Annotated in this window: 17 protein-coding genes; 13 read left to right on the forward strand and 4 right to left on the reverse strand. The window is 67.0% G+C overall.

Going from position 1 to position 24,728, the window contains the following annotated elements; translation table 11 throughout:
• Positions 1 to 55: 55 nt before the first annotated feature.
• The 6 genes from CAL28_RS24775 to CAL28_RS24800 all read left to right on the forward strand — a co-directional run bounded on the left by CAL28_RS24775 (position 56) and on the right by CAL28_RS24800 (position 6,696).
• On the forward strand, positions 56 to 1,114 hold the full coding sequence (locus tag CAL28_RS24775; protein WP_254926329.1) for an ABC transporter ATP-binding protein: 1,059 nt from the start codon (positions 56 to 58) through the stop codon (positions 1,112 to 1,114).
• A 15-nt stretch (positions 1,115 to 1,129) separates the two neighbouring features.
• Positions 1,130 to 2,188: an ABC transporter ATP-binding protein gene (locus tag CAL28_RS24780; RefSeq protein WP_094843792.1), complete on the forward strand. Its 1,059-nt coding sequence runs from the start codon at positions 1,130 to 1,132 to the stop codon at positions 2,186 to 2,188.
• 87 nt (positions 2,189 to 2,275) lie between these two features.
• Positions 2,276 to 3,679: an amidase gene (locus CAL28_RS24785; protein WP_176464104.1), complete on the forward strand. Its 1,404-nt coding sequence runs from the start codon at positions 2,276 to 2,278 to the stop codon at positions 3,677 to 3,679.
• A 50-nt stretch (positions 3,680 to 3,729) separates the two neighbouring features.
• A complete protein-coding gene (locus CAL28_RS24790; protein WP_094843794.1) occupies positions 3,730 to 5,133 on the forward strand; it encodes an amidase in 1,404 nt (467 codons plus the stop codon).
• A gap of 16 nt (positions 5,134 to 5,149) precedes the next feature.
• On the forward strand, positions 5,150 to 5,365 hold the full coding sequence (locus CAL28_RS24795) for a hypothetical protein (RefSeq protein WP_094843795.1): 216 nt from the start codon (positions 5,150 to 5,152) through the stop codon (positions 5,363 to 5,365).
• Positions 5,365 to 6,696, forward strand: a complete 1,332-nt coding sequence (locus CAL28_RS24800; RefSeq protein ID WP_094843796.1) for an amidase — start codon at positions 5,365 to 5,367, stop codon at positions 6,694 to 6,696. The genes CAL28_RS24795 and CAL28_RS24800 overlap by 1 nt, the downstream gene beginning before the upstream one ends.
• 49 nt (positions 6,697 to 6,745) lie before the next feature.
• Here the strand turns inward: CAL28_RS24800 and CAL28_RS24805 are convergent, their stop codons facing one another.
• The 3 genes from CAL28_RS24805 to CAL28_RS24815 are packed head-to-tail and all read right to left on the reverse strand — an operon-like array spanning position 6,746 to position 10,664.
• Positions 6,746 to 8,977 (reverse strand): xanthine dehydrogenase family protein molybdopterin-binding subunit, encoded by a 2,232-nt coding sequence (locus CAL28_RS24805; RefSeq protein WP_094843797.1) that lies wholly within the window; start codon positions 8,975 to 8,977, stop codon positions 6,746 to 6,748.
• A gap of 16 nt (positions 8,978 to 8,993) precedes the next feature.
• Positions 8,994 to 9,998 carry an FAD binding domain-containing protein gene (locus CAL28_RS24810; protein ID WP_094843798.1) on the reverse strand — a complete coding sequence of 335 codons (1,005 nt, stop codon included), beginning with the start codon at positions 9,996 to 9,998 and terminating at the stop codon, positions 8,994 to 8,996.
• Between the two features lie 9 nt (positions 9,999 to 10,007).
• Positions 10,008 to 10,664, reverse strand: a complete 657-nt coding sequence (locus CAL28_RS24815) for a (2Fe-2S)-binding protein (RefSeq protein ID WP_176464105.1) — start codon at positions 10,662 to 10,664, stop codon at positions 10,008 to 10,010.
• Between the two features lie 287 nt (positions 10,665 to 10,951).
• Here CAL28_RS24815 and CAL28_RS24820 point away from each other — a divergent pair, with 287 nt between their 5' ends.
• Positions 10,952 to 13,417 carry an ATP-binding protein gene (locus tag CAL28_RS24820; protein ID WP_094843799.1) on the forward strand — a complete coding sequence of 822 codons (2,466 nt, stop codon included), beginning with the start codon at positions 10,952 to 10,954 and terminating at the stop codon, positions 13,415 to 13,417.
• 18 nt (positions 13,418 to 13,435) lie between these two features.
• Here the strand turns inward: CAL28_RS24820 and CAL28_RS24825 are convergent, their stop codons facing one another.
• Positions 13,436 to 14,941 (reverse strand): tripartite tricarboxylate transporter permease, encoded by a 1,506-nt coding sequence (locus CAL28_RS24825; protein WP_094844838.1) that lies wholly within the window; start codon positions 14,939 to 14,941, stop codon positions 13,436 to 13,438.
• Between the two features lie 401 nt (positions 14,942 to 15,342).
• Between CAL28_RS24825 and CAL28_RS24830 the strand changes: the two genes are divergently transcribed.
• The 6 genes from CAL28_RS24830 (at position 15,343) to CAL28_RS24855 (ending at position 24,662) form a co-directional block, all read left to right on the forward strand.
• Positions 15,343 to 16,344: a hypothetical protein gene (locus CAL28_RS24830; protein WP_094843800.1), complete on the forward strand. Its 1,002-nt coding sequence runs from the start codon at positions 15,343 to 15,345 to the stop codon at positions 16,342 to 16,344.
• A 13-nt stretch (positions 16,345 to 16,357) separates the two neighbouring features.
• Complete coding sequence (locus CAL28_RS24835) at positions 16,358 to 18,949, forward strand: amino acid adenylation domain-containing protein (protein WP_176464106.1); 2,592 nt, start codon at positions 16,358 to 16,360, stop codon at positions 18,947 to 18,949.
• Positions 18,936 to 20,135, forward strand: a complete 1,200-nt coding sequence (locus CAL28_RS24840; protein WP_094843802.1) for an MFS transporter — start codon at positions 18,936 to 18,938, stop codon at positions 20,133 to 20,135. The genes CAL28_RS24835 and CAL28_RS24840 overlap by 14 nt, the downstream gene beginning before the upstream one ends.
• A 12-nt stretch (positions 20,136 to 20,147) precedes the next feature.
• The gene (locus CAL28_RS24845; RefSeq protein ID WP_176464107.1) at positions 20,148 to 21,614 is read left to right on the forward strand and encodes an amidase family protein; all 1,467 of its coding nucleotides are present in this window, start codon (positions 20,148 to 20,150) and stop codon (positions 21,612 to 21,614) included.
• A 94-nt stretch (positions 21,615 to 21,708) separates the two neighbouring features.
• A complete protein-coding gene (locus CAL28_RS24850; RefSeq protein ID WP_094843804.1) occupies positions 21,709 to 22,887 on the forward strand; it encodes an NAD(P)/FAD-dependent oxidoreductase in 1,179 nt (392 codons plus the stop codon).
• 104 nt (positions 22,888 to 22,991) lie between these two features.
• The gene (locus CAL28_RS24855; protein ID WP_254926222.1) at positions 22,992 to 24,662 is read left to right on the forward strand and encodes an argininosuccinate lyase; all 1,671 of its coding nucleotides are present in this window, start codon (positions 22,992 to 22,994) and stop codon (positions 24,660 to 24,662) included.
• Positions 24,663 to 24,728: the final 66 nt, after the last annotated feature.

Raw genomic sequence — 24,728 nt, forward strand, 5'->3', positions numbered from 1 at the left:
GCGCCTGCTCGACAGGCATCCCGACCCGCGCGACCGCGGCGGCCCGGCGCAACCCATGCTGATCGTGGAGAACCTGAAAAAGCATTTCGACCTCGGAAGGACCGGCCTGCGCGGCCAGCGCTCCGTCGTGCGCGCCGTGGACGGGATCGGCTTCCAGGTGGCCAAGGGGGAAACGGTCGGCATCGTCGGCGAGTCGGGCTGCGGAAAATCGACCACCGGACGCCTGCTGATGCACCTGCTGCGTCCGGATTCCGGACGCGTCATCTTCGACGGCGAAGAAGTATCGGAAGTGCGCGGGATCAGCGTGCGGGACCTGCGCGCGCAAATGCAGATGGTATTCCAGGACAGCTATGCCTCGCTGAACCCGCGCCTGACCATCGCCGACAGCATCGCCTTCGGTCCCACGGTGGCCGGCATGTCCGGCACACAGGCGCGCGCGCGCGCGGCGAGCCTGCTGCGCATGGTCGGGCTGGATCCCGACACCCACTCGCGCCGCTATCCGCACGAACTATCCGGTGGCCAGCGGCAGCGCGTCAACATCGCGCGCGCCCTGGCGATGGGACCCCGCGTCCTGATCCTGGATGAATCGGTGTCCGCGCTGGACAAATCGGTCGAGGCGCAGGTATTGAATCTCTTGCGCGAACTCAAGCGCGAGCTGGGCCTGACGTATCTTTTTATCTCGCACGACCTGAATGTCGTGCAATACATCAGCGACCGCGTGCTGGTGATGTACCTGGGCCAGATCGTGGAATCCGGCCCTGTCGCGCGCATCTACGAAGCAACGCGCCATCCGTACACCGCCGCGCTGCTGGCATCCCGCCCGTCGATGGATCCCCGGCGCCGCGTCAGCAGCCCGCCCTTATCGGGCGATCCACCCAATCCGATCGATCCGCCGTCGGGGTGCCGTTTCCGTACCCGGTGCCCGCGGGCGCAGGACCGCTGCGCGGCCGAGATGCCCATGCTGACGCCCGCGGACGACGAGTCTGGCCATCTAAGCGCCTGTCATTACCCGCTCGACCGTAGCCAGGCCATGCGCCTTCGGCCCGACGCGCGCGAAGGCGACGGCACGGCGAGCGCGATCGCCGCGGACGCAATCTCGCGGCTGCGCGCCTGAAGGGAGACCTCGACCATGAACGCTATTTCCGAAGGCATCGACGATTCCCTTGTCCGGGTGCGCGACCTGACCGTGCGGTTCGTCAACCGCGACATGAACGTGCCGGTGGTCAACGGCGTTTCCTTCTCGCTGCGCGAAGGCGAGGTCCTGTGCCTGCTGGGAGAGTCCGGATCGGGCAAGAGTGTCACCATGCGCGCGCTCATGCGTCTGCTGCCGGACAACGCCCGCCTGGGCGGACAGGTCTGCGTGGGCGGCCACGACATCCTCGCGCTGCCCCGGAGCAGACTGCCAGGTATACGGGGTTCGCTGATTTCGATGATCTTCCAGGAACCGCTGACCGCGCTGGATCCGGTCTATACCATCGGCCAGCAGATCGCCGAAACGGTGCGCCAGCACGAGGGTGCCACCCACCGCGAGGCCATGCGGCGGGCGCTGGATCTGCTGGAATTGGTGCAGATACCGTCCGCGGCGCGCCGGCTGGCCGCGTATCCCCACGAGCTGTCGGGAGGATTGCGGCAACGCGCCATGATCGCGCTGGCCCTGTCCTGCCGGCCCCGGCTGCTGCTGGCCGACGAACCCACCACCGCGCTCGACGCCACCGTGCAGATCCAGGTGCTGCTGCTCTTGCGCGAACTGCAGCGCGAATTGGGCATGGCCACCCTGTTCGTCACGCATGACCTGGGCGTGGCCTGCGAGGTCGCCGACAAAGTCGCCGTGATGTATGCGGGCCGCTTCGTCGAAACCGGAACGATCGAGGATGTCATGGAACGGCCCGCCCACCCCTACACGCGCGGGCTTTTGAAGTCGACCGTGCACGGCGGACTGCGCGGCAACGATCTCGAGCCGATCCCGGGCGCGCCGCCCGACCTGGCCGATCTTCCGCCGGGCTGCTGCTTCGCGCCGCGCTGCACCCTGCGCCAGCCGGAGTGCGATGCCGGCGTACCTGCCCTGCGCGAACCGGTGGGCGCGGCGGACCGCGGCCTGCTCGCCCTGCACGGTGGCGGCCATGCGGCCCGCTGCATCCGCATGGGCGCGGCGGCGCCCCCGCGCGCGCAGGCCGTGGCATGGCGATAAGCATGGCGCCGGCCATACCGGGCGGATGGAGCGGCGCGATCGATGTATCCAGGACCGGCGAGCGGTCCGCACGAAGGAGTCCAGGGCATGGGCGATGAACTGTGTTTTCTCTCGGTGGGCGAAGCGTCGCGCCTGCTGCAAACCCGCAAAGTCTCACCCGTGGAGCTGGTCGACGCCTTCCTGGCGCGCATCGCGGCGTTGGACGACCGGCTGCACAGTTACCTGCTGGTGACGGCCGATGCCGCGCGCGCGCAGGCGAAAGCCGCCGAACAGGACATCCTGGCGGGGCGCTGGCGCGGACCGCTGCATGGCATTCCCTATGCCGTCAAGGACAACTACTACACGCGCGGCGTGCGAACCTGCGCGGCATCGCGGCTGTTGCTGGACCATGTCCCCGACCATGACGCCACGGCGATAACGCGCCTGCGCGCGGCCGGCGCGATCCTGCTGGGCAAGCTGAATACCTGGGAGTACGGCACCGGAACCGGCGCGGTGCATTTCGATCTGCCTTTCGAACCGGCGCGCAATCCCTGGAACCTGGCGCACTTCACCGGAGGCTCGTCGACGGGAGCCGGAGCCTCGGTGGCTGCCGGCACGGCCATGGCCGCCCTGGGATCGGACACCGGCGGCTCCGTGCGCCTGCCGGCCGCAGCGTGCGGACTGCAGGGCATGAAACCCACCTATGGCCGGGTCAGCCGGCACGGCATCCTGCCGAACTGCTATACGCTGGATGTACCCGGGCCGCTCACGTGGACGGTCGAAGACAGCGCGCTGATGCTGCGGGCCATGGCGGGCCACGATCCGCGCGATCCGGCCAGCGCCCGCCAGCCGGTGCCCGACTACGTCGCGGGCCTGGAAACGGGCGTTAGCGGCATGACGATAGGAATGGTCCGCGACCTGGGCCCCGAAGGCGAGCAGGTCGACGAGGCCAATCGCATCGGGATGGAGGACATGGCTCGCGTCCTGGAGGCCGGCGGCGCGCGCATTGTGGACGTCATGCTGCCCGCCGCCGTTTCGGACTATCGCCAGGCGAGTAGCGTGATCAACTGGACCGAGTCCCTTTCCATCCACGAAGACGACTTCATGACGCGCGCCGACCAGATGGGCCAGGCACTGCGCGACAAGATGATGAACGGATTCATGGTGCGCGCCGTCGACTATCTGGCGGCCCAGCGCCGACGCCGCGAACTCGCCTCCGCGACGGACGCGCTGATACGCGGCGTCGATGCACTGATCCTGCCGTGTGCTTTCCACACCGCGCCGCCCATCGAGGATTTCGACCGCGTCAAGGCGTATACGGCCGATACCGCGTGCCCGCCATTCAATCTGTCGGGCCATCCCGCGATGGCGGTGTGTACCGGCTTCGATGGCACGGGCCTGCCGTCCAACGCCCAGATCGCCGGCCGCTACTTCGACGAAGCCACGGTCTTCCGCGTCGCCCGCGCCTACGAGCGCGCCACGCGCTGGCGCGACCGCCGTCCGGCGCTATAGATCGACGCCGGCCCGCCCGGCGCTTCCCCGCACTCCGGAGACCAACGCCCATGAACACCCCGCTGTTCCATTTGTCCGTCGGCCAGGCATCGCGCCTGATCCAGCGCCGCGAAGTGTCGCCGGTGGCATTGGTGGATGCCTTTCTCGATCGCATCGCCGCAGTGGACGATAAGGTCCATAGCTACCTGCTGGTGACCGCGGACCGCGCCCGGGCCCAGGCCCTGCAGGCCGAGCGCGACATCGCTGCCGGCCGCTATCGGGGGCCGCTGCATGGCATACCCTACGCGGTCAAGGACAACTACTACACCCGCGGCATCCGCACCACCGCCGCCTCCCGCCTGATGCTGGATTTCGTCCCCGGACACGACGCCACGGCCGTCCGCAAGCTCGACGAGGCCGGCGGGATCATGCTGGGCAAGCTCAATACCTGGGAGTACGGTACCGGCAATGGAGGCGTCTACTTCGACCTGCCCTTCGAGCCCGCGCGCAATCCGTGGGATCTTGATCGGTTCACCGGCGGCTCGTCCACCGGCGCGGGCGCGGCGGTGGCGGCCGGCACCGCCATGATCGCGTTGGGCTCGGACACCACGGGATCGGTACGCCTGCCTGCCGCGGCCTGCGGCCTGCAAGGCATGAAGCCGACCTACGGCCGGGTAAGCCGGCACGGCATCCTGCCCAACTGCTACACCATGGACACGCCCGGGCCCTTGACCTGGACTGTGGAAGACAGCGCGATCGTGCTCGGCGTGATCGCCGGCCGCGACGCCCGCGACCACGCGACCGCCGATCGCCCGGTCCCGGACTATCTGCGCAGCCTGGACACCGGCGTCGCCGGAATGACGATAGGCGTGGTCCGCGACCTCGGCGCCGACCCCGGCGTCATGGACGAGGCCAATACCGCCGCATTCGCGGACATGGTCGCGGTACTGCGCGACGCCGGGGCACGTATGATCGACGTCGCGCTACCCGAACCCATTGCGGAATACCGCAGCGTCACCTCGGTCATCAATTGGACCGAATCCCTATCCATACATGAAGGCGATTTCCTCCGGCGCGCCGGCGATATGGGCTACGCGCTGCGCGACAAACTGATGTCCGGCGCCATGACCCGCGCGGTGGACTATGTGGCGGCGCAGCGGCGAAGGCGTGAACTGGCTCACGCTACCGATGCGCTGGTCCGGTCCGTCGATGCGCTTGTCGCCCCCTGTGCGTTTCGCGTCGCGCCGCCGTTCTCCGACGAACCGGCAATGCGCGCATACACGCGCGAGAACGCCTGCCCGCCATTCAATGCATCCGGCCACCCTGCCATGACGGTGTGCACCGGCCACGACGCCGAAGGCCTGCCGACCAACGCGCAGATCGTCGGCCGCTGGTTCGACGAAGCGCGCGTGTACCAGGTCGCGCGCGCCTACGAACGGGCCACGCCCTGGCGCGACCGCCGCCCCTCCCTTTGATCATAGGAGCCTCGCCATGACTTCCCCTCCGCTATGGAACGCCGCCGACATCCAGGCACACTGCGATCGCTACGGCCTGCGCCTGTCAGAACCCATGATGCGGCGCATGCATGAGCTTTCATCCGCCGTAACCCGGACCGGCATGGCGATCCCGCGCATGCCGTCCAAGGAACACGAACCGGCTTTTGTATTCGACCTTCCTGTCGCATCGCCCAACCGCGAGGAACCATAATGGAACCGTATGAACTGACCGCCACCGAGGCCTCCGCCCTGATCGCCGCGCGCAAGTTGTCCTGCGAGGAACTGGCTCGATCGACATTGGACCGCATCCGCGCGCGCGACGCGGACGTTCGCGCCTGGAGCTGGTTCGACGAAGACATGATCGTGCGCAATGCGCGCGAACTGGACAAGCGTCTGCCGCGCAGCCCGCTGCACGGGCTGACCTTCGGCGTGAAAGACGTGATCGACACGGTCGATATGCCGACGCAGCACAACTCCCCCATCCACGTCGACCATCGCCCCGGCCAGGACGCGGCCTGCGTGGCCGTGGTCAGGCACAGCGGTTCGCTGATCGTCGGCAAGACCGATACGGTGGAATTCGCATCCGGCGGACGCCGTGCCGTCACGCGCAATCCGCACAACCCCGCGCATACGCCGGGCGGTTCGTCCTCCGGCTCCGGCGCGGCGGTAGGGGACAAGCAGGTGCAGTTGGCCTTCGGAACGCAGACGGGCGGCTCGCATATCCGTCCGGCGGCCTTCAACGGCATCTACGGCATCAAGCCCACGCACGGCATCGTCAGCCGCGAAGGCGCGAAGATGTATTCGCACACGCTGGATACGATAGGCTGGTACGGCCGCTCGGTGGAGGACCTGCAACTGGTCGCCCGGGCCTTCCGCGTGGTGGAGTCCGATGGGCCCGCGCCGGCCGGCGTCCGCGGGCTGAAAATAGGGCTGTGCCGCACACCGGTCTGGTCCTCGGCCGACGCCTATGGACGCGCGGCCTTGATGGAAGCCGCGCGCAGGCTGGAGGCCGAGGGCGCCATCGTCCGGGAACTGGACCTGCCCCCCGCCTTCGACGGCATGGATGCCGCGCAGCAAACGATCATGCGCGGAGAAGGCCGCGCGGCATTCCTGCCGGCTTACCTTGGCAGCCATCATCTGCTGCACGAGGACTTCCGCGAGATGGTCGAGAACACGCGGGCGATCACGCCGGCGCAGCTGGTACAGGCCTACGACCTGGCGGCATCGTGCCGGCGGGCTTTCGATGGCCTGTTCGGCGCGGATCTGGACGCGGTGCTCACGCCCGCGTCTACCGGCGAGGCGCCGGAAGGGCTGCAGGACACGGGCAATCCCGCCTTCAATGCCATGTGGACGCTGCTGCATGTTCCCTGCGTCGGCATCCCGGTGGGGAAAAGCGCGCGCAACCTGCCGCTGGGCATCCAGCTGGTCGGGCCGCGCTTCGCCGACTCGCGCCTGCTGGACATCGCCCACGCCTGCGCGCCCGCCATACATCAAAACGGCGTGCTGACGGAAATCCAACCGGACGAAGCCGTGACGGCCTGATACCGGCGGGAACCGCCCCGGTGGCACGTCGATTCCCGCCAGGCACCCGTCACGCCCGCATCAAGTCCTCGATGGTCGCGGGCAGCTCGCGCACCCGGACACCCGTGGCATGGTAAATGGCGTTGGCGATCGCGGCCGCCGTACCGGCCAGGCCGATTTCACCGACGCCGCGCGCGCCCAGCTCGTTCAACACCGGGTCGGGATAATCCAGGAAGGTCACATCGATATCCGGCGTGTCCGCATTCGACGCCACGATGTAATCCGCCAGGTTGCTGTTGATCGGCTTGCCCGTGCGCTCGTCGTACATCGTGTGCTCGAACAGCGCCATGCCCACCCCCATCACCACGGCCCCTTCGATCTGGTTGCGGGCTGCCGGCGGATTCAGGATGCGGCCCGCATCGATCACCGTCACGACCCGGCTGACGCGCAGGCGGGCGATTTCCGGCTGCCATTCGACCTCGGCGAAATGCGCGCCATAGGAATTGATGGAGTACTTCCGCTTCAGCGGATCGTTGCCGAAGTTGCCCTCGGTTTCGCTGCCCTCGCCGGCAATGGCGCGCAGGTCGGCCGCCGCCACGATCTGCCCGAACGGCTTGCCGCTGTCGGCGGGCTGGGTCTTCAAGTGCACCTGCCCGTTCGTAAACGCGAGCTCGTCCGGCTTGTGACCGAAAAACGCCGCGCCGTCGCCTGTGCAGGCCGTGCGCAGCATGGACTTCACCGCTGCCCGCGTAGCCTTGAACACCGCCGGAATCACCGATGACGTTACCGTTGACCCGCCAGAGACCGGTCCCGGCGGCAAGGCCGTATCGCCCAGCGCCACATCGATGCGATCGACGGGAATACCGGTTTCGGCGCTGACCAGCTGCGCCATGATGGTGTACGTGCCCGTGCCGATGTCCTGCGTCCCGCAGGCGACATGCGCCGAACCGTCCGCGCGCAGCTCCACCCGCGCATGCGTGGGCTGGCGCGCGCCCAGCCACGAGCAGCACGCCATGCCCCATCCCAGGATCCTGTCGTCGCGCCGCATGGAACCGATGCCGGGAGTACGCCGCGACCAGCCGAATTTCTCCGCGCCCTGCCGTACGGATTCGGTCAAATGCCGCGACGAAAACGGCAGGCCGTTACCCTCGTCATGGTCCGGTTCGTTCTTCAGGCGCAATTCGACGGGATCCATGTTCAGGGCCACCGCCAGCTCGTCCATCGCCGATTCCAGGGCGAAAAGGCCGGGCACCGCGCCCGGACCGCGCATCGCCGTGGGCGTGCCCATATGCCGCCGGCACAGCGCCGCCGTCACGCGCAGATTCGGCGTGCTGTACATATGCGGCGTGGCCTCGGCGCAATCCTCTTCGTAATCGTCCAGGATCGATGTCTGGTTCACATAGTCCTGCTGCAGCGACACCAGCTTTCCCTGTGCCGTCGCGCCCAGGCGTATACGCTGCTGCGTGATGGGCCGATGGCCGACGTTCTGGAACATCATCTGCCGCGACACGACCAGCTTGACTGGACGGTCCAGCTGCCGTGCCGCCACCGCGGCCACCATGCAGTGCGGCCAGGGCCACAGCTTTCCGCCGAAGCCCGATCCCAGGAAGTGCGTGATCACGCGTACTTTGTCCGGCGTCGTCCCCAGCGACTGCGTCATAACCGCCTTGTGGTTGTCCACCGCCTGCGATGTCTCGTAGAGGGTGTAGCTTGAACCGTCCCACACGGCGACCGTGGCATGCAGTTCGATGGGGTTGTGCGTTTCCACCGGTGTGACATAGGTATGGTCCACCTTGACTTCGGCGGCATCGAAAGCGGACTGTGCCTGCCCGCGCTCGCTGCCCACCTTGGGCGGCGTGTCCGCGGACAAACGCGTGGCCACGTTAGGCGTGTCCTCCTTGTATCGCACCTTGACCGCCGCGGCGGCCGCCGTCGCCTGCTCGAACGTATCGGCGATGATCGCCGCGACATATTGACCGTAGTAGCGTATGACGTCGTCATGGAAGGGCGGACGTCCTTCGTCCACCTTGGCGCCCTGCACGCGGTAGAGTTTGCCGATGTTGTCCTGGTGAAGAACCAACCGGACGCCGGGCATGGCCTGGGCCGCCGACGTGTCCAGCGCCTCGATACGCCCGTTGGCGATCGTGCTGCATACCGGAACGGCGTAAAGCATGCCCGGAAAATGAAAATCGGAGGTGTACATTGCCTTGCCGCTGACCTTCAGCGGGCCATCCACGCGCGGCGTATCGCGGCCGATGATCTGCGCGGCCTGCGAGCGCGCGCCCTCTGCGACTGTGCTCATGACTCGGACTCCTGTCTTAGGCGGCCTGCGTGGCCTGTTTCAGGGTATGCACCAGGCAACGCCGCGCCAGTTCGATCTTGAACGCATTCTGGCTTTGCGGGCGCGCATCTTTCAAGGCGGCATCGGCGGCGGCGCGAAAGGTTTGCTCGCCGGGCGCTTTGCCCAGCAGAACGGCTTCGGCCTCGGGGGAGCGCCACGGTCTTGTCCCGACACCGCCCAGGGCCACGCGCGCGTGCGAGATCGTTCCCTGGCTGACCACGCACACGACGGCAGCCGATGCCAGCGCGAATTCGTACGAGGCCCGGTCGCGCAGCTTCACATAGACCGAACGGCTGCCGGGTACCGGCGCGGGCAGCGTTACGTGCGTCACCAGGTCGCCCGGCAGCAGCACATGCTCTCGCTCCGGCGTATCGCCCGGCAGCGTATGGAAGTCGCCGATGGGCACCGCCCGCGTGCCCTGCACACCCTGTATGTGCACGGTGGCCTCCAGCGCGGCCATGGCGACGTTCATGTCCGAAGGGTTGCTGGCAATGCAGTGATCGCTGGTGCCCAGCACGGCGAGATTGCGGTTGTATCCGCCGATGGCGGCACAGCCCGAACCGGGATCACGTTTATTGCAGGCCGCCGCCGTATCGCGGAAGTACACGCAGCGCGTGCGCTGCAGCAGGTTGCCGCCGGTGGTCGCCATATTGCGCAACTGCGCCGAGGCGCCGGCAAGCAGCGCCTGGGACAACACGGCGTAATCGCGCTTGACCCTTTCGTCATTGGCCAGGTCGGCATTGCGGACCATGGCGCCGATACGCAAGCCGCCGTCGTCCGCGGCCTCGATGCGGTCCAGCGACAGGCGGCTGATGTCGATGACCTGCCCCGGGCGCTCCACGTCCAGTTTCATCAAGTCGACCAGGGTGGTGCCGCCCGCCAGAAAGCGGATATCGGCGCCCTGCTGCGCGGTACGCGCGGCGGCCCCGGCGCGCACGGCGTCCTGCACATCGGCCGCCCGTGTCAATCGGAACATTTCCATGGCATTCTCCTAGGCCTTGCGGCGCACGTCCTGGATGGCGGCGACGATGTTGGGATAAGCGCCGCAGCGGCAGATGTTGCCGCTCATGGCTTCGCGCACGGCGGCGTCGTCCGGCCCCCAGGGCTCGCGCATCATGGCGACCGCCGACATGATCTGTCCGGAGGTGCAATAGCCGCACTGGTAGCCATCGTGCTGCACGAAGGCCGCCTGCATGGGATGCAGGTGTCCGGGCTGGCCCAGTCCCTCGACGGTGGTGATGGTGTCGCCTTCATGCGCGGCGGCAAAACTAAGACAGGAATTCACGCGCCGTCCGTTGACGTGCACCGTGCACGCGCCGCATTGCCCGTGGTCGCAGCCCTTCTTCGTGCCCGTCAGTTGCAGATGTTCACGCAGGGCGTCCAGCAGCGTCGTGCGGGGATCGAGATTCACGTCATGAGTTTGACCGTTCACTGACAAGCGCATGGGAATGGCTCCTTCCGGCACGCCGGATGCGGGCGGATTTTTCAGGGATGCGTCGGCCGGGCTCGGGGCGGCGTCGGCGACGAGATGCGCCGCCGCGCTGGCCGACAATCCGGCCGCGCCGATGCCGGCCAGGAAGTTGCGCCGCGCCGGCCGGTTCAAGCCGTCGTCGCCGATGGACGGTGCGTGTGGCGTAGTTGAGGGCATGTCGATCTCCAGGAAGGCAGACAAAACCGCCCATGTCGGCAAGTCGCATACCTGCGCCGTCGTACAAGGCCAAAAATGTGCACCGCGCATCGCGGTTCATTGCAGTTCTATACCCCTCACATCGCGTTACCGGCACGCCGTGGGAAGAACAACTGGCGTATCGCGACGATTTATTGCAGTATTCCCCGATACCTGTCCTTATGGTGACGTCCATTGGAATACGCCATAAAGGACCCGACACAACGTGATTGCGTACCGCGTCACTTCGACGCACAGGCCATCCCCAGATGCGGGCACCCAAAACACGCTTTGTCAATGGCGCTCTCCTGCTCGCGTTCTGGTTCGGCATATGGGTGCCGCCCGTCGCCGCGGCGCTGGTGCTACCCGGCGAACCGGAGTTCGCGCTTGCCCTGCGGCCCGCTGTCGAGGCCTACGAAGACCGTACCGGGCGGCTCGATTTCGACGGAGTTCGAAGGCTCGCGATGGACGAGCCCGACGTTTTCCACAAAGTGGAAAGCCATGTCCGCACCGACCGGCACCCACATTCGGCATGGTGGCTGCGGACCGCGATAACCAATGCGTCCGATGTGACGCGTCACCTGGTGCTGGTGGCCGGACCGCCCAACCTGGAAAACGTCGATTTCTACCTGGAGCAACGCGACCGGATCCACCATGGGCGCGCGGGTACGCTTGTCCCTATCCTGGAACAGGACGACCTGGGTCGCTTTCCTACCCTTCTGCTCGACATGGCGCCGGGCGAATCGGTGCGCATTTGGATAAAAATCAAAAGCCAGACCCCTTCCCGGCTATATCCGATCCTGTACACCTCGCATCTTTTTTCCATGGCGGGAACCATAACAGGCGGCGCCGACGGCCTCCTGGCCGGCGCGGCCGGCGCCCTCGTCTGGTGCATGCTGATCATCGGCGTCATGGCCGGGCGCCCTCCGTTCCTGTGGATAGCGGGAATCACCGCCGCGGGTCTTACGCGCGAAGCCGCGGCTCGCGAATATTTGCAGCAACTGTTGTGGCCGCTGGACGCCACATGGGGCTATCGCCTGGAGCTGACACTGGACTTCGCCTACCTGGCGCTGTGCGCGCTGTTCGTCCGCAGCGCGAGCCGGCGCGAACTGGTGCCGGTGCCCGGCTCGGGCGTCTACACCGGGGTTACGGTGGCGTTGTGCGCGGGATTGCCGCTCTCCATGTTCTTCCCCGCCCATGGCGCGCTGCTATCGCTACCCGCCACCGTCGGGTTGTTCCAGGCCTTGTCCGGCGCATTCGGTGCATGCATGGTGGCCTCTGCCGTCCTGCTGGTGCGCAGGGCTCGCACGTCGCCCTCCCCGGCACTGGCGCGGCATGCGTTTCCGACTGCCGCCCTCCTATGCACCTCCGCCCTGCTCATCGTCGCCGATGCGATGATCAGGACCACCGGCCCGCTGCTGGACACGCCGCTGGTCCCGATTTCCTTCATTCTGAGTTCCGGCTCGCCCAGCCTCGCGCTGCTGGCCATGGCCGCCACCCTTACCGCCCTGGCGCTGTGGGCCGTGCGTCAACTAGGGCCATCGCAACGGTTCCGGATGCTCGCCTTGCACCGTGTGTCTGCGCCGCCGGATCCGGGAACGGTTTCCACGCCCCGCGTTTCCCCGGCGGGGTCCCAGCCGCCCTCCCCCGCGCCACAGTCCGCCCCTACCCCACAGCGCTTCCCTACTCCACAGCCCGCCCCTGCGTCACCGTCCACCCCTGCGCCCCCGCCCGTTACTGCGCCATCGCCCGCCAGGGAAGCGCTGTCCGCGTCCGCCGCGACGGACGCCGAGCGCCAGGCGACCATCCTCAGCTATGTCGGGCATGACCTGCGCGCGCCGCTCGCCATCATCAGCGGCTATATCCGCCTGCTGCGGCAAGCCGCCGCGCCGGCGCAGCACGCCTATCTCGACATCATCGAGCGCAGTATCAGCCATCAATTCGGATTGATCGAAGAGGTTCTCGCCTACAGCAAGTCCGAGCTGCAACCCTTCGCCGTGCGGCCGGAAGAAACGCGCCTGCCCGGGCTGATGGAAGAACTGGCACACTTCGGAATCGCTTTGTGCACGGAGCAGCGCAACACATTCGAATACCTGCCCGCTCCCACGTTGCCGGCCGCGGTATGGGTGGACGGCAAGCGGCTGCGGCAGGCTGTGCTGAATCTACTGAGCAATGCCTCCAAGTTCACCACCGAAGGCATCGTGCGGCTGGATGCGCAGGTACACCGCCGCGCGGACCGCCAGGCCGATCTGCATGTAAGCGTCTTCAATGACGGGCCGCCCATCCCGGCGCGCGACCAGGCCGGGATCTTCGTCGCGTTCAAGCAGCTTCATCGGCGCGAATCCGGCACGGGCCTGGGCCTGTTCATAGTCGAACGCATCGTTCAGAGCATGGGCGGCACCGTGCAGCTGGACAGCTCGCCGGAAAGCGGCAACCGGTTCTCGTTGACGATCCCCGTCACACTGGCCGATCCCTCCGTGGTACCTACCCGCCAGATAGGCCGGGCACCCGCGCAGGCCACGGCCACGCCGCAGTTGGAAGCGCCGCCGCTGGCCGTGCGCCTGGTGCTGTCGCGGCTCGCCCGCGACGGCGAGCTGTCCGAAATCGAAAACTGGGTTGTCGAGACGCGCGCGGTATATCCGCGATACACCGGCTTCTACGACGAGGTCGTGCGATGCGTGGAGACCTTCGATATGGAATGCCTGCAACGGCTGGCGTTGCAGGGCACGATATGAAGCGGAGGGGGCGTGCGCCTAGTTGTCCTCGACGAAGGTTTGTTCCCGCTTCTTGCGTATCGACGGCAGCGCGACGATCACCACCAGCGCCAGCGCGGCGGCGAGCAGGCTCGCCGAAAGAGGGCGCTGCACGAAGGTCAGGAAATCGCCTCGCGAGAGCAGCAGCGCGCGGCGGAAATTTTCTTCCATCATCGGACCGAGCACCAGGCCCAGCAGCAAGGGCGCGCCCTCGCACTTCAGCTTGGACCAGAGATAGCCGATGGCACCGAACACCGCCGTGACGAAGATATCGAAGACGTTGTAGTTCAGCGAATAGACGCCGATGGTGCAAAACACCAGGATGGCGGGGAAAAGGACGCGATACGGCACCTTCAGCAGCTTGATCCACAGCCCCACCAGCGGCAGGTTCAGTATCACCAGCATCATGTTGCCGATCCACATCGACACGATCAGGCCCCAGAACAGGTCGGGGTGGCTGGACATCACCTGCGGTCCGGGCTGGATGTTATGGATCGTCATCGCGCCCACCATCAGCGCCATCACCGCATTGCCAGGGATGCCCAAGGTCAGCAGCGGAATGAACGAGGTCTGCGCGCCGGCGTTGTTGGCCGATTCCGGTCCCGCCAGGCCGGCCGGGTGCCCCTTGCCGAAACGCTCCGGTTCACGCGACACCTTCTTTTCCAGCGTGTAGGACGCGAATGCCGACAGCACCGCCCCGCCGCCGGGAAGAATACCCAGGCAGGATCCCAGCGCCGTGCCGCGCAGAATGGCGGGCGCCGCTTCGCGGAATTCACGCCGGCTCGGATAGAGCGACCCTACCTTGTCCGAGACCTCGACGCGCTTATCCTTCAACTCCAGGTTGCTCATGATCTCGGCGAAGCCGAACACGCCCATCGCCACGATGGCGAAGTCGATGCCGTCCTGCAGTTCCGCGATGCCGAAGTCGTAGCGCGCGACACCGGAATTGACGTCCGTACCCACCATGCCCAGGAGCAGGCCGAGAATGATCATCGCGATGGCCTTGAGGATGGAACCGGACGCCAGCACCACGGCGCCGATCAGGCCCAGGGCCATCAAGGAGAAGTATTCGGCCGGGCCGAACTTGAACGCCACCTCCGCCAACGGTGGCGCGAAGGCGGCGATGATGGTGGTGGCGACCGTGCCGGCGAAGAAAGACCCGATGGCCGCCAATGCCAGGGCGGCCCCGCCCCGCCCGTTGCGCGCCATCTGATGCCCGTCCAGCGTGGTCACCACCGCCGATGTTTCGCCCGGCAGGTTGACCAGGATGGCCGTCGTGGAACCCCCGTACTGCGTGCCGTAGTAAATGCCCGCCAGCATGATCAGGCCGGCGATCGGCGGCAGCACGTAAGTGATGGGCAGCAGCATCGCGATGGTGGGAACCGGCCCCAGGCCGGGCAGCACGCCGACCAGGGTGCCGAGGACGCAGCCGAGCAATGCATAGAGCAGGTTCTCCGGCGATACCGCGACCGAAAAACCCAGGGCGAGATTCTGCAGAAGATCCACGCTGCCTCCCTTGATTATCGATATGCGCAACCGGCGATCAGGCCGGGCCGGGGGGCGGTCGCCCTGGACGCTGTGCGGATCTTCTGTCTCGCTGCATGCCGTCGCCGCCGAGGGGCGGGCGGGGCGCGTCATCCCCGGCGGTAACTTCCTTTCAAAAAACAAACAACTAACTGACTTTTAACTGAACGAAATCGTAGCCCTGCGTAGCCACAGCGGAAAGCTAGGGATACCTCTGATAGGACCGATGTCCATGTACCGGGGATTAGTCCTGGATCTGGAAGGGCCTGGGTAAGCAGGTCCGATATTCCACGGTCTAGCCAGGCTGGGCGCGGAGCCTCTCCTACTCTGCCGCGGCCAAACCGGATGCCCCATCCGGTCATCCCGCCGCACGAGGTCTGCCCATGATGGAACTAACCGTCGATTTTTGCTTCACCCCCGAGGACTCCACGCGCCTGCAACGCGCGCTTATGGCGATCGAGGCCAATCCCTACGTGCGCTACAGCGATTTTGAAGCGCACGTCGATGCCGTGATCCGCGACGGCCATGTGCCGGCGGCTTTCCTGGACTGCTGCGCCGGGCGGCGCGATGCCGACAGCTACGAAGATCCCTACGTCGTGCTGCGAAATTGCCCGATAGACCCCGAACTCCCCTACCTGGACTTCGACGACCCTGTGGGCGACAAGCGCGCCCGCAAGACAACCTACGTCGCGGAAGCCTTCCTGCTGCTGTATGCCCGGCTGATGGGCCAGGAGCCGATCGGCTACGCCAACGTCAACGATGGCGACATCTTCCAGGACATCCATCCCAAGAAAAGCCTGGCGCAGACGCAGTCCCAGAAGGCGATCAATCCGATCTACTTCCACAAGGACCTGGCCAATCATTTCGTGCGTCCGGACTGGGTCAACATCCTGGGCCTGCGTGCTTCGCCGCAAAACCAGATCTATACGTCCTACGTCCGCAACAAGGACCTGCTGGCCGAAGTGGGCGACGAGATCCGCGCCGATCTGCGGCGCGAGGAATTCCATACGCCGTATGACGACCTGACGATGCACAACAGCAAGGTCAGGCTGGGCGAAGCCGACGTCCATCCGGTGCTGGGCGGCGCCACTCCCACGGATATCCGCTTCTTCGAGAACCGCACGCGCGGCCTGACCCCGCGTGCCAGCCGCGCCGTCGAAGCGCTGATCGCGGCCTTGCACAAGCTGAAGAAGCGCGTGCAAATCCTGCCGGGCGATCTGGTGGGCGCCGCCAACAACGATTGCCTGCACAACAAGGACGTCGGCCTCGTGCGCGACCCGGAAGCCCAGCGCAATCGCTGGCTGATGAAGACAGTCAATGTGCGTTCGCTCGCACAGCACGCGAAATATCTCGCCGACGACCGGCCCCGCATCGTCAATGGTTGAAAGGAAGTCCGCCATGCGCACGCCTACTCCTCTCGATCACTTCGACCTCGTCTCGCGCGCCATGGCGGCGCGCCCCGCCATCCTGCATCGCGATCGCACATGTTCGTACGCTGAACTGCAGCTTGCCGCCGAACGAGTGGCCGCGCGCCTGCACGCCCACGGGGCCGGGCCGGGCAGCACGGTCGGCATCGCGCTGGACCGCTCCATCGAATGGGTCATCGCGATGCTGGGCATACTGAAGTGCGGCGCCGCCTACCTGCCGCTGGATCCCGCCTACCCCGAGGAACGGCTTGCGCTGTACATCGCCGATAGCGGAGCGCACCATGTGATCTGCGACGGCGCGACCCGCCGCCTTAGTCCGCGCAACGCCCTCCCGATCGACGAACTGGCCGCACCCGGCACCGCGCCGGCGCGGCTCGCCGGCGAGCCGGTCGACGGTGCATGCCCCGGCTACCTGCTGTATACCTCCGGGTCCACCGGCCGGCCCAAGGGCGTGGTGGTATCCCGCGATGCCCTCGCCTACCAGATGAACTGGTTCATCCGCGAATTCGCGTGCAGCGCGCAAGACGTTTTCCTGCACAAGACACCCACCGCTTTCGACGCTTCGGTCTGGGAATATCTTGCGCCGTTGATGGTCGGCGCCACCATGGTCATCGCCGACAACACGCCCGACGCCATCGCGCAGGCGGCACGCCGCCACGGCGCCACGTTGCTGCAGGCCGTACCGGCCATGCTGCAGGTCCTGGCCGAGCCGGCGGCGCTGCGCGACCTGGCCAGCCTGCGGCTGCTTTTCAGCGGCGGCGAGCCCTTGCCGCGCCAGTTGGTGACGCGAATCCAGGCGCACCTGCCCATCCCGGTCGTCAACCTGTACGGGCCCACGGAAGCCACCGTGCAATGCGCCTACCATGCGTGCAGGCCGGGCGACACCGATATGCGCGATCCGGTCCCACTGGGACGACCGTTGCCGGGCACCTCGTTCCATATCGACGCCGACGCGGCGGACGGATCGGGAGAACTCATCATCGATGGTCCCGGCGTCGCCAGCGGCTACCACGGCCAGCCTGAACTGACGGCGGCCCGCTTCGGCATCTCGCCGACCGGAGGGCGCACGTATCGATCGGGTGATAGGGTCATGCGCGATCCGCTCGGCGATTATGTGTTCCTCGGGCGCACGGACAACCAGGTAAAACTGCGCGGGCTGCGCGTGGAGCCGGAGGAAATCGAACATGCGCTGCTGCGGTCCATCCCGGCGCTGCGGGCGGCCGTTGCCATCGTCAACGACGCGCAGCAGATCGAGGTCTTCCTGGACATCCCGGCGGCGGACTGGAACGAGGCGGCCGCCCGCGCCGCCATGGCGGCGGCCCTGCCCGCTTTCATGCAGCCGCTCCTGTATACGCGGCTGGATTCCTTGCCCGCGCTTCCGAACGGCAAACGCGATCGCGCCGCCGTGCGCCTGCTGAGCGCCTCGCGGTCGATGCGGCCGGTACCCGCCGCGACCTCGCTCGAACCTGCCGCCGGCGGTAGCGCGCAGGCCACGCAGTCCCCGTCCGTCCCGGACGACGTGGCGGCGCGCGTGCGGGCCGCCTGGGCCGGGCTGCTGCCTTTGGACCGCGGCGACGACAGTCATTTCTTCCGCGCCGGTGGCCATTCGTTGCTGGCGATGCAGTTGATCGCCACGCTGAACCGCGACTTCGATTTGAAACTCTCCGCCGGCGCCCTGTTCGCGCAACCCACGCTGGGGGCCTTGACGAGGATGGTCGAAGCCGCCGTCCTGGATACGGGCACGCGCCCCTTGCCCGCCAGCGTCGCCAGGCTCGGGGGGCCAGCCGGCGCGCAGCGGGTATGGTTCGTACACCCGGCCGGCGGCGGTATCTGGTGCTACCGGGACATCGCGCAATCCGCCAACGCGATGGAATCCTACGGCATTGCCTGCGAACCGCTGGACGATGCCGGCGCCTATGAAACGGACATGCGGCGCATGGCCCGACGCTATGCGCAAGAGGTGCTGGCGCAGCAGCCGGATGGGCCCGTCGTTCTGTGCGGCTACAGTTTCGGCGGCAACGTCGCCTACGAAATGGCCGTCCACCTGCAGTCGCTGGGTATCGAGCCCGCCTTGCTGGTCCTGCTGGACACCTACATCAGCCGCCCCACCGGCGCCGATACGCTGGACTTCATCGCCAGCTATGCGCGCAAGCTCGTCAACGGCGGCCCGCAGGCGCCTTCCCGCGGCGAGCTCGGCGCCATGCCCGTGGGCAGGCGCAATCTGCTGCTGCTGGACATGGGCATCCACGGCGGCCATTTGCCGGCGGGCGCCACGCTGCGCGATGTCGAGCAGGGACTGGCGATGTGGATCGCCAATAACCAGGCGGCCGAAACGCACGAGCCCACGGAAATCTTCGAAGGCCCGTCGCTGTTCATCCGATGTACGGGAAATACCCGCGACAGCCTGCAAGGGTGGCCCTCGCTGTTGAAGTGGCTGCACGTTCAGGACGTCGCGGCGGATCACTACACCGTGTACCAGACACCGACCGCAGCGGCAGTGGCCGCCTTGATCGAGGCGGCGATTCAGCGTTCGATGCAGAGGAAGGTTCATGCCATGGCGTAGCGGGACCGCCGTGGCGCCCCCACGCCATCTGTCTCTGCTGGTCGCACTGACGTCCGTGTGCGGCTTCGTCGCCACGGACATCTTCCTGCCCGCCGTTCCCGCCCTGTCGCGGGTCTACGAACGCAGCGCCACGGACATCCAGGCAATGTTCAGCGTGTTCCTGTACGCCATGGCCGCCGGCCAACTGGTCCACGGCCCGCTGTCGGACGCGATCGGCCGGCGCGTCCCGCTGCTGGCGTCGCTGGCCGCGTATGCCATCGCGTCGCTGGCGATTCCCTATACCGACGACTTCGACACCGTGCTGGCCTGGCGGGCCCTGCAGGCCGCCGGCGCCTGCGGCGCCATCGTGGTCGGCCGCGCCATCGCGGCGGATTTCCTCCAAGGCGACAGCCTGCGCAATTTCTTCCTGGGCGTTTCCATCGCGGTGGGCATGTCGCCCGCGCTGGCGCCCGTGCTGGGCCAGCTGCTGTATGCGTCGCTGGGCTGGCAGTCATGCTTTCTGTTCACCGCGGCATTCGGGGCGGGACTGGCGCTCCTGGCGCACGCGACGCTACCCGAAAGCCCGCCGCGGCCGGCGGCATCCGGCGGCTGGGCACGGCGCACGCTCGAAGGCTATCTCGGCCTGCTGCGGGCTCCGGCCTTTCGCTTGAATACCGCCATCATCGCGGTATCGCAGGCTGCCTATTTCGCGTACTTGTCGGAGTCGGCCTTCCTGTTGCTGGCGCAGGGCGTGCCGGCAAGCGGGCTGGGCTACGCCTACATCAGCCTGTCCATCGCGTATGTCGTCGGCAATACCGTCGCGCGGGCATACGCCTCGCGTGTCGGCAGCGCGGCGCTCTACCGTTACGGCTGCTGCCTGTTCCTGGGAGCAGGGCTGGCGCTGGGCGCGGGGCTGGCCTTGCTGCCGGCGTCCACCGCCCTGTTGCTGGCCGGCATATCCGCACTGACCTTCGCCAATGGTTTCCTGCTGCCGCTGGGCACGGCCGCCGCCGTCGGGGCCGTGCCGGGGCATGCGGCCAGCGCGTCCGGCCTGGCGGGCTTCCTGCAGCTTTCCTGCGCGGCGCTGGCCGCCCAGGCGATCGGTCCGCTGACCGGGCATCGGCCCGCCGCGTTCGGCTACGTCATGCTGGGTTTCGGCGTGGCCAATTTCGCGCTTTATCTCGCGCTTCGCAAACGCCTTGCTTGAAGGAAAAACATCGTGCTATTGCCGTTCCGTTCCGCATCGCTGCCCGCGGATGTCGCCGACTTCACGCTTACCCAGGCGGTCGCCGCCCTGCGCCGCCGCACCATACGCACCCACGACCTGATCGATGCGGCACGCCGGCGCCACGCGCAATGCCAGGGCTTCGGCGCGTTCATTGCCTCCGCGTACGACGACGTGCTGGAACAGGCGGGCGCCGGCGCGGCGGCCGGCACGCTGGCGCCCGTATCGTTGCAGGGCCTGCCCATCGCGGTGAAGGACAATGTCCATGTGGCGGGCTTCGCCAATACCGCGGGCACGCCGGGGCTGAAACACTTCCGGCCCACGCGCGATGCGGCGGTGATTCATCGTTTGCGCCAGGCAGGCGCGCTGTTCGTCGGCAAAACGAATATGCATGAACTCTCCTTGGGCGTCACCTCGCACAACGCGCACTTCGGCGATGTACGCAATGCGCGCGATCCGTCGCGGCTGGCCGGTGGTTCCAGCGGCGGCAGCGCGGTCGCGGTGGCGCTGGGGCTGGCCTACGCGGCCATCGGCACCGATACGGCGGGATCGATCCGCATTCCCGCGGCCTTGAACGGCATCGTGGGACTGCGCCCCACCGTCGGGCGATATCCCGGTGAGGGCGTGACGCCCGTCAGTCCCACGCGCGACACGGCGGGCCCGATGGCGCGCACCGTGGCGGACGTGGCCTTGCTGGATCAGGTCATCACCGGTTCCCAGCGTCCCGTCGTGGCGGCCAGGCCGGAACGCATACGCCTGGGGGTGGTCCCGGGCTTCTACTTCGAAGGACTCGACACGGAAGTCCGGCAGTTGGTGCATGCCGCGCTGCGGCGACTGGACGAAAGCGGCGTGCAGCTGATCGAACTGCGCATGCCGGGGCTGGGTGCGCTCAGCGAGGCCACCGGCACGGCCATCGGCTTCGCGGAGTTCTGGCCGGCCATGGAGCGCTACCTGCGCATCCACGAAACGGGCGTGACCATGCCCCAACTGACGCGCGCTGCCGCCGGCGACGATGTCCGCGCCCTGATTGACGACTTCATCGGCCCGCGATCGCCGCACCGGGTGTCCGCCGGCCTGTACGAAGCCGCCATCCGCACGCACAGGCCCGCGCTGCGCCGCATGTTCCTGGAGCAGTTCTGCCAGCACAAGCTGGACGGCATCCTGCTGCCCACCACCATCACGGTGGCGGGCCGGTTGGCGTCGGCCCATGGCATTGTCGCGTTGAACGACCAGCCGGTATCCGCCAACTACGCCTACCTGCGCAATACGCTGCCCGCCAGCAATGCCGGTCTGCCGGGCCTGGCCATGCCGGCGGGATATACGGCGCAGGGCCAGGCGGTCGGGATCGAAATCGACGGCCCTCCGCATGCCGACCGCCAGTTGCTCGCCATCGGGTTGACCATCGAGGCGATTCTTTCGGTACCGGCGCGTAGCGCTTCGCGGGCGCACGCCATGCCCTGACACCGCGGTCGCCGGCTGGCGCAGGGCAAGCTCCGGCTGCCAGGATCCCGGCGGCGGTGGCATGATAGGCGGGTCTCCGTCACAGGATGAAAAGATGACGCCCGCCGAACACTCCCGCTATGACGTTGCCATCATCGGTGGTGGCATCGTCGGTTCCAGTACCGCCTATTTCCTCAAGCAGGCCGCTCCCGGCCTCTCCGTCTGCGTGATCGAGCCCGACCCGACCTACGAGTTCGCGTCGGCACTCAGGGCCTCCGGGGGCTGCCGCGTGCAGTTCACCTGCCCGGAAAACATCGCCATGTCGCTTTTCAGCATCGACTTCATCAAGTCGTTCGAACGCACCATGGCCACCGCCACGCAGCCGGCGAACGTCGATTGGGTCCAGGGTGGGTACCTGTTCATCGTCCCGCCCGGGCATGCCGCCGCGCTGGAACGCAATGTCAGGCGCCAGCAGGCGCACGGTTGCACGGTGGACCTGCTGACACCAACCGAACTGAAGCGGCGCTATCCCTCCATGAACGTCGACGATCTCGGCGTCGGCGCGCTCACCCCCCTGGATGGCTGGTGCGATCCCCATGGCCTGCTGTGGGGATTCCGCCGCAAGGCGGCGGAGCTGGGTGTCCAGTACATTCAGGACCGCGTCATCGGCGCCGATGCCGACCGCGTCAAGGCCACATCCCTACGCCTGCAAAGCGGCGCGGTCCTGCGGGCGGACACCTTCGTCAATGCCGCCGGAGCCTGGAGCGGGGACGTCGCCCGCTTCTTCGGCATGGACCTTCCGATTTCGCCCTTGCGGCGCTTCGAACACTATTTCACCGCGGGCAGTCCCGTCGAACCGCTACCCTATGTCAAGGATGTCGCCCGGCTGGCATTCCGTTCGGAAGGCAAGGGATTCTCCGGGGGACTCGTGGCCGGCGACGCGGCGCGCGGCTACAACTTCGACGTCGATCACGATTATTTCGAATCCGTCGTCTGGCCCGCGGTCGCCCACCGCTTCCCGCCCTTCGAAGCCGCCAGGTGCCATCGCACGTGGTCGGGTCTTTACGAACAGAACGAATTCGACGGCAATCCGGTCATCGGACGCTGGAGCCGCATGCCCAACCTGCTGACCGTCGCCGGCTTCTCCGGGCACGGCATGATGCACGCGCCGGCTGCCGGCCGCGGTATCGCGGAACTGGTCGTCCACGGGCGCTTCCTGGCCATCGATCTCTCCCGCCTGGGATACGAACGCATCGAGGCCAACCAGCCGTATGCCGAGGAAGGGATACTGTAGGCCCCGGTACTGCCGGACACCGGGGCGGCAATCCCCGCGCATCGGGGTGTAGCAATAAGAAGGGACTTCGCTAGAATGAAGCCCGATCAAAAAGGAGACTCCCCATGAGGCAACGCTATGCCCCGACCTGTCTTGCCATCGCGCTTGCCTGCTGCAGCGCGATAGCCGCCGCCCAGGGCACACCGGCCACCGCCACCGCGCCGGCCGGCGCGGCGCCTTCCCCTCAGCCTGGCGCTTCCGCGTCGCCCCAAGCCGGCGCGCCGGCGCAACCGGCCACCACCGCCCAAGGCAGCGCGCCGGCACAGCCGGCCGCCAGCGGGAAACTGACCAAGGCCCCCGGGCGCGACGAGTTCTTCTGGCTGGGCGAAATCAACAAGGCGACCGCCGTCATCAACACCGACGAAGGCCTGCTGGACAAATCCATGGCACCGCGCCTGGCGGCCGCCGTCGCCAAGGTCATCCAGGACGGCAACCAGCCCGGCGGCAAGCGTCCTTCCACCGTCATTACGTTCGAACCCTTGCTGATCAAGGCCGGCGGCCTGGATGTGACGCTGTTGCACGCGGGACGCTCCAGCCAGGACATGCACGCCACCTATCGCGCGGCCATCCTGCGCGACAAACTGCTGGAACTCGCCGAACAGCTGAACGCGACATCGACCACGCTGGTGAACCTGGCCTCCAGGCACGTCGATACCATCGTTCCCAACTATACGAACGGCGTGGCCGCACAGCCCAACAGCTATGGCCACTACCTGCTGGGCTACGCCGCTGCCCTGGATCGCGATGCGCAACGCATCCGCGAAACCTACGCCCGCGTGGACCGCTCGCCGATGGGCACCACGGTATTGAACGGCACCAGCTGGCCGCTGGACCGCAAGCGCATGGCGGACTACCTGGGCTTCGCCAAACTGGTGGATAACGCCTATGACGCTTCGCAGATTTCCTCCATGGACGAGCCGGTGGAAGTGTCCTCCATCGTGACCAGCATCGCGCTGCACACGGGCAACTTCATCGAAGACATCATGACGCAGTACGCGCAATCGCGGCCGTGGATCCTGCTGCAGGAAGGCGGCGGCAATACCTACGTGTCCAGCGCCATGCCGCAAAAGCGCAATCCCGGCCTGCTGAACTCGACGCGCAGCGACGCATCGACGGCCATCACGCTGGCCATGGGCCCCATCATCCAGACCCACAACATCACGCCGGGCATGCCGGACCCCAAGGACGTGGCGCAGAACTCCGCCATGGTGGACAGTGCCATCAAGGTCCTGAAGAAATGGGATCGCGTGATGAAAGCGCTGGTCATCAACCCGGACCGCGCGCTGGAAGAGCTGAACAGCGACTGGACGGCTTCGCAGGAGCTGGCCGATCTGTTGATGCGCAAGTACAAGCTGCCTTTCCGCGAAGGCCACCATTTCGCATCCGAAGTGGTGGAGTATGCCCGGCAGAAAGATATCAAGCCGCTGGACTTTCCGTACGCGGACGCCAAGCGTATCTACGCCGACGTCGTGAAGGGCAGCAAGTATCCGCAGGAGCTTCCCATGAGCGAGGCGGAGTTCCGTTCATCGCTGGATCCCGTCGCCATCGTCAGGAATCGCGCGACGTCGGGCGGACCGCAACCGGCGGAAATGGAGCGCATGCTTAAGGAAGCGCATGAACGGCTGTCCGCCCAGGCCGACTGGATCAAGGAACACCGTGCGCATATCGATGATGCGCTGGGCCGCCTGGACAAGGATTTCGCGCAATTGGTCGCGACTTCCGCGCCGGCGAAATAGGCGGCGGCATCGGCCGGGACGCGGTTGCGCGGGATGAAACGCGCAATCGCGGCACCCGGGGACGCG

Source organism: Bordetella genomosp. 11, assembly GCF_002261215.1.
Taxonomy (GTDB): domain Bacteria; phylum Pseudomonadota; class Gammaproteobacteria; order Burkholderiales; family Burkholderiaceae_B; genus Bordetella_C.

Coding starts and splice junctions, on each gene's coding strand:
- CAL28_RS24775 (WP_254926329.1), top strand. CDS start 56: ATGCTGATCGTGGAGAACCTGAAAAAGCATTTCGACCTCGGAAGGACC.
- CAL28_RS24780 (WP_094843792.1), top strand. CDS start 1,130: ATGAACGCTATTTCCGAAGGCATCGACGATTCCCTTGTCCGGGTGCGC.
- CAL28_RS24785 (WP_176464104.1), top strand. CDS start 2,276: ATGGGCGATGAACTGTGTTTTCTCTCGGTGGGCGAAGCGTCGCGCCTG.
- CAL28_RS24790 (WP_094843794.1), top strand. CDS start 3,730: ATGAACACCCCGCTGTTCCATTTGTCCGTCGGCCAGGCATCGCGCCTG.
- CAL28_RS24795 (WP_094843795.1), top strand. CDS start 5,150: ATGACTTCCCCTCCGCTATGGAACGCCGCCGACATCCAGGCACACTGC.
- CAL28_RS24800 (WP_094843796.1), top strand. CDS start 5,365: ATGGAACCGTATGAACTGACCGCCACCGAGGCCTCCGCCCTGATCGCC.
- CAL28_RS24805 (WP_094843797.1), bottom strand. CDS start 8,977: ATGAGCACAGTCGCAGAGGGCGCGCGCTCGCAGGCCGCGCAGATCATC.
- CAL28_RS24810 (WP_094843798.1), bottom strand. CDS start 9,998: ATGGAAATGTTCCGATTGACACGGGCGGCCGATGTGCAGGACGCCGTG.
- CAL28_RS24815 (WP_176464105.1), bottom strand. CDS start 10,664: ATGCCCTCAACTACGCCACACGCACCGTCCATCGGCGACGACGGCTTG.
- CAL28_RS24820 (WP_094843799.1), top strand. CDS start 10,952: ATGCGGGCACCCAAAACACGCTTTGTCAATGGCGCTCTCCTGCTCGCG.
- CAL28_RS24830 (WP_094843800.1), top strand. CDS start 15,343: ATGATGGAACTAACCGTCGATTTTTGCTTCACCCCCGAGGACTCCACG.
- CAL28_RS24835 (WP_176464106.1), top strand. CDS start 16,358: ATGCGCACGCCTACTCCTCTCGATCACTTCGACCTCGTCTCGCGCGCC.
- CAL28_RS24840 (WP_094843802.1), top strand. CDS start 18,936: ATGCCATGGCGTAGCGGGACCGCCGTGGCGCCCCCACGCCATCTGTCT.
- CAL28_RS24850 (WP_094843804.1), top strand. CDS start 21,709: ATGACGCCCGCCGAACACTCCCGCTATGACGTTGCCATCATCGGTGGT.
- CAL28_RS24855 (WP_254926222.1), top strand. CDS start 22,992: ATGAGGCAACGCTATGCCCCGACCTGTCTTGCCATCGCGCTTGCCTGC.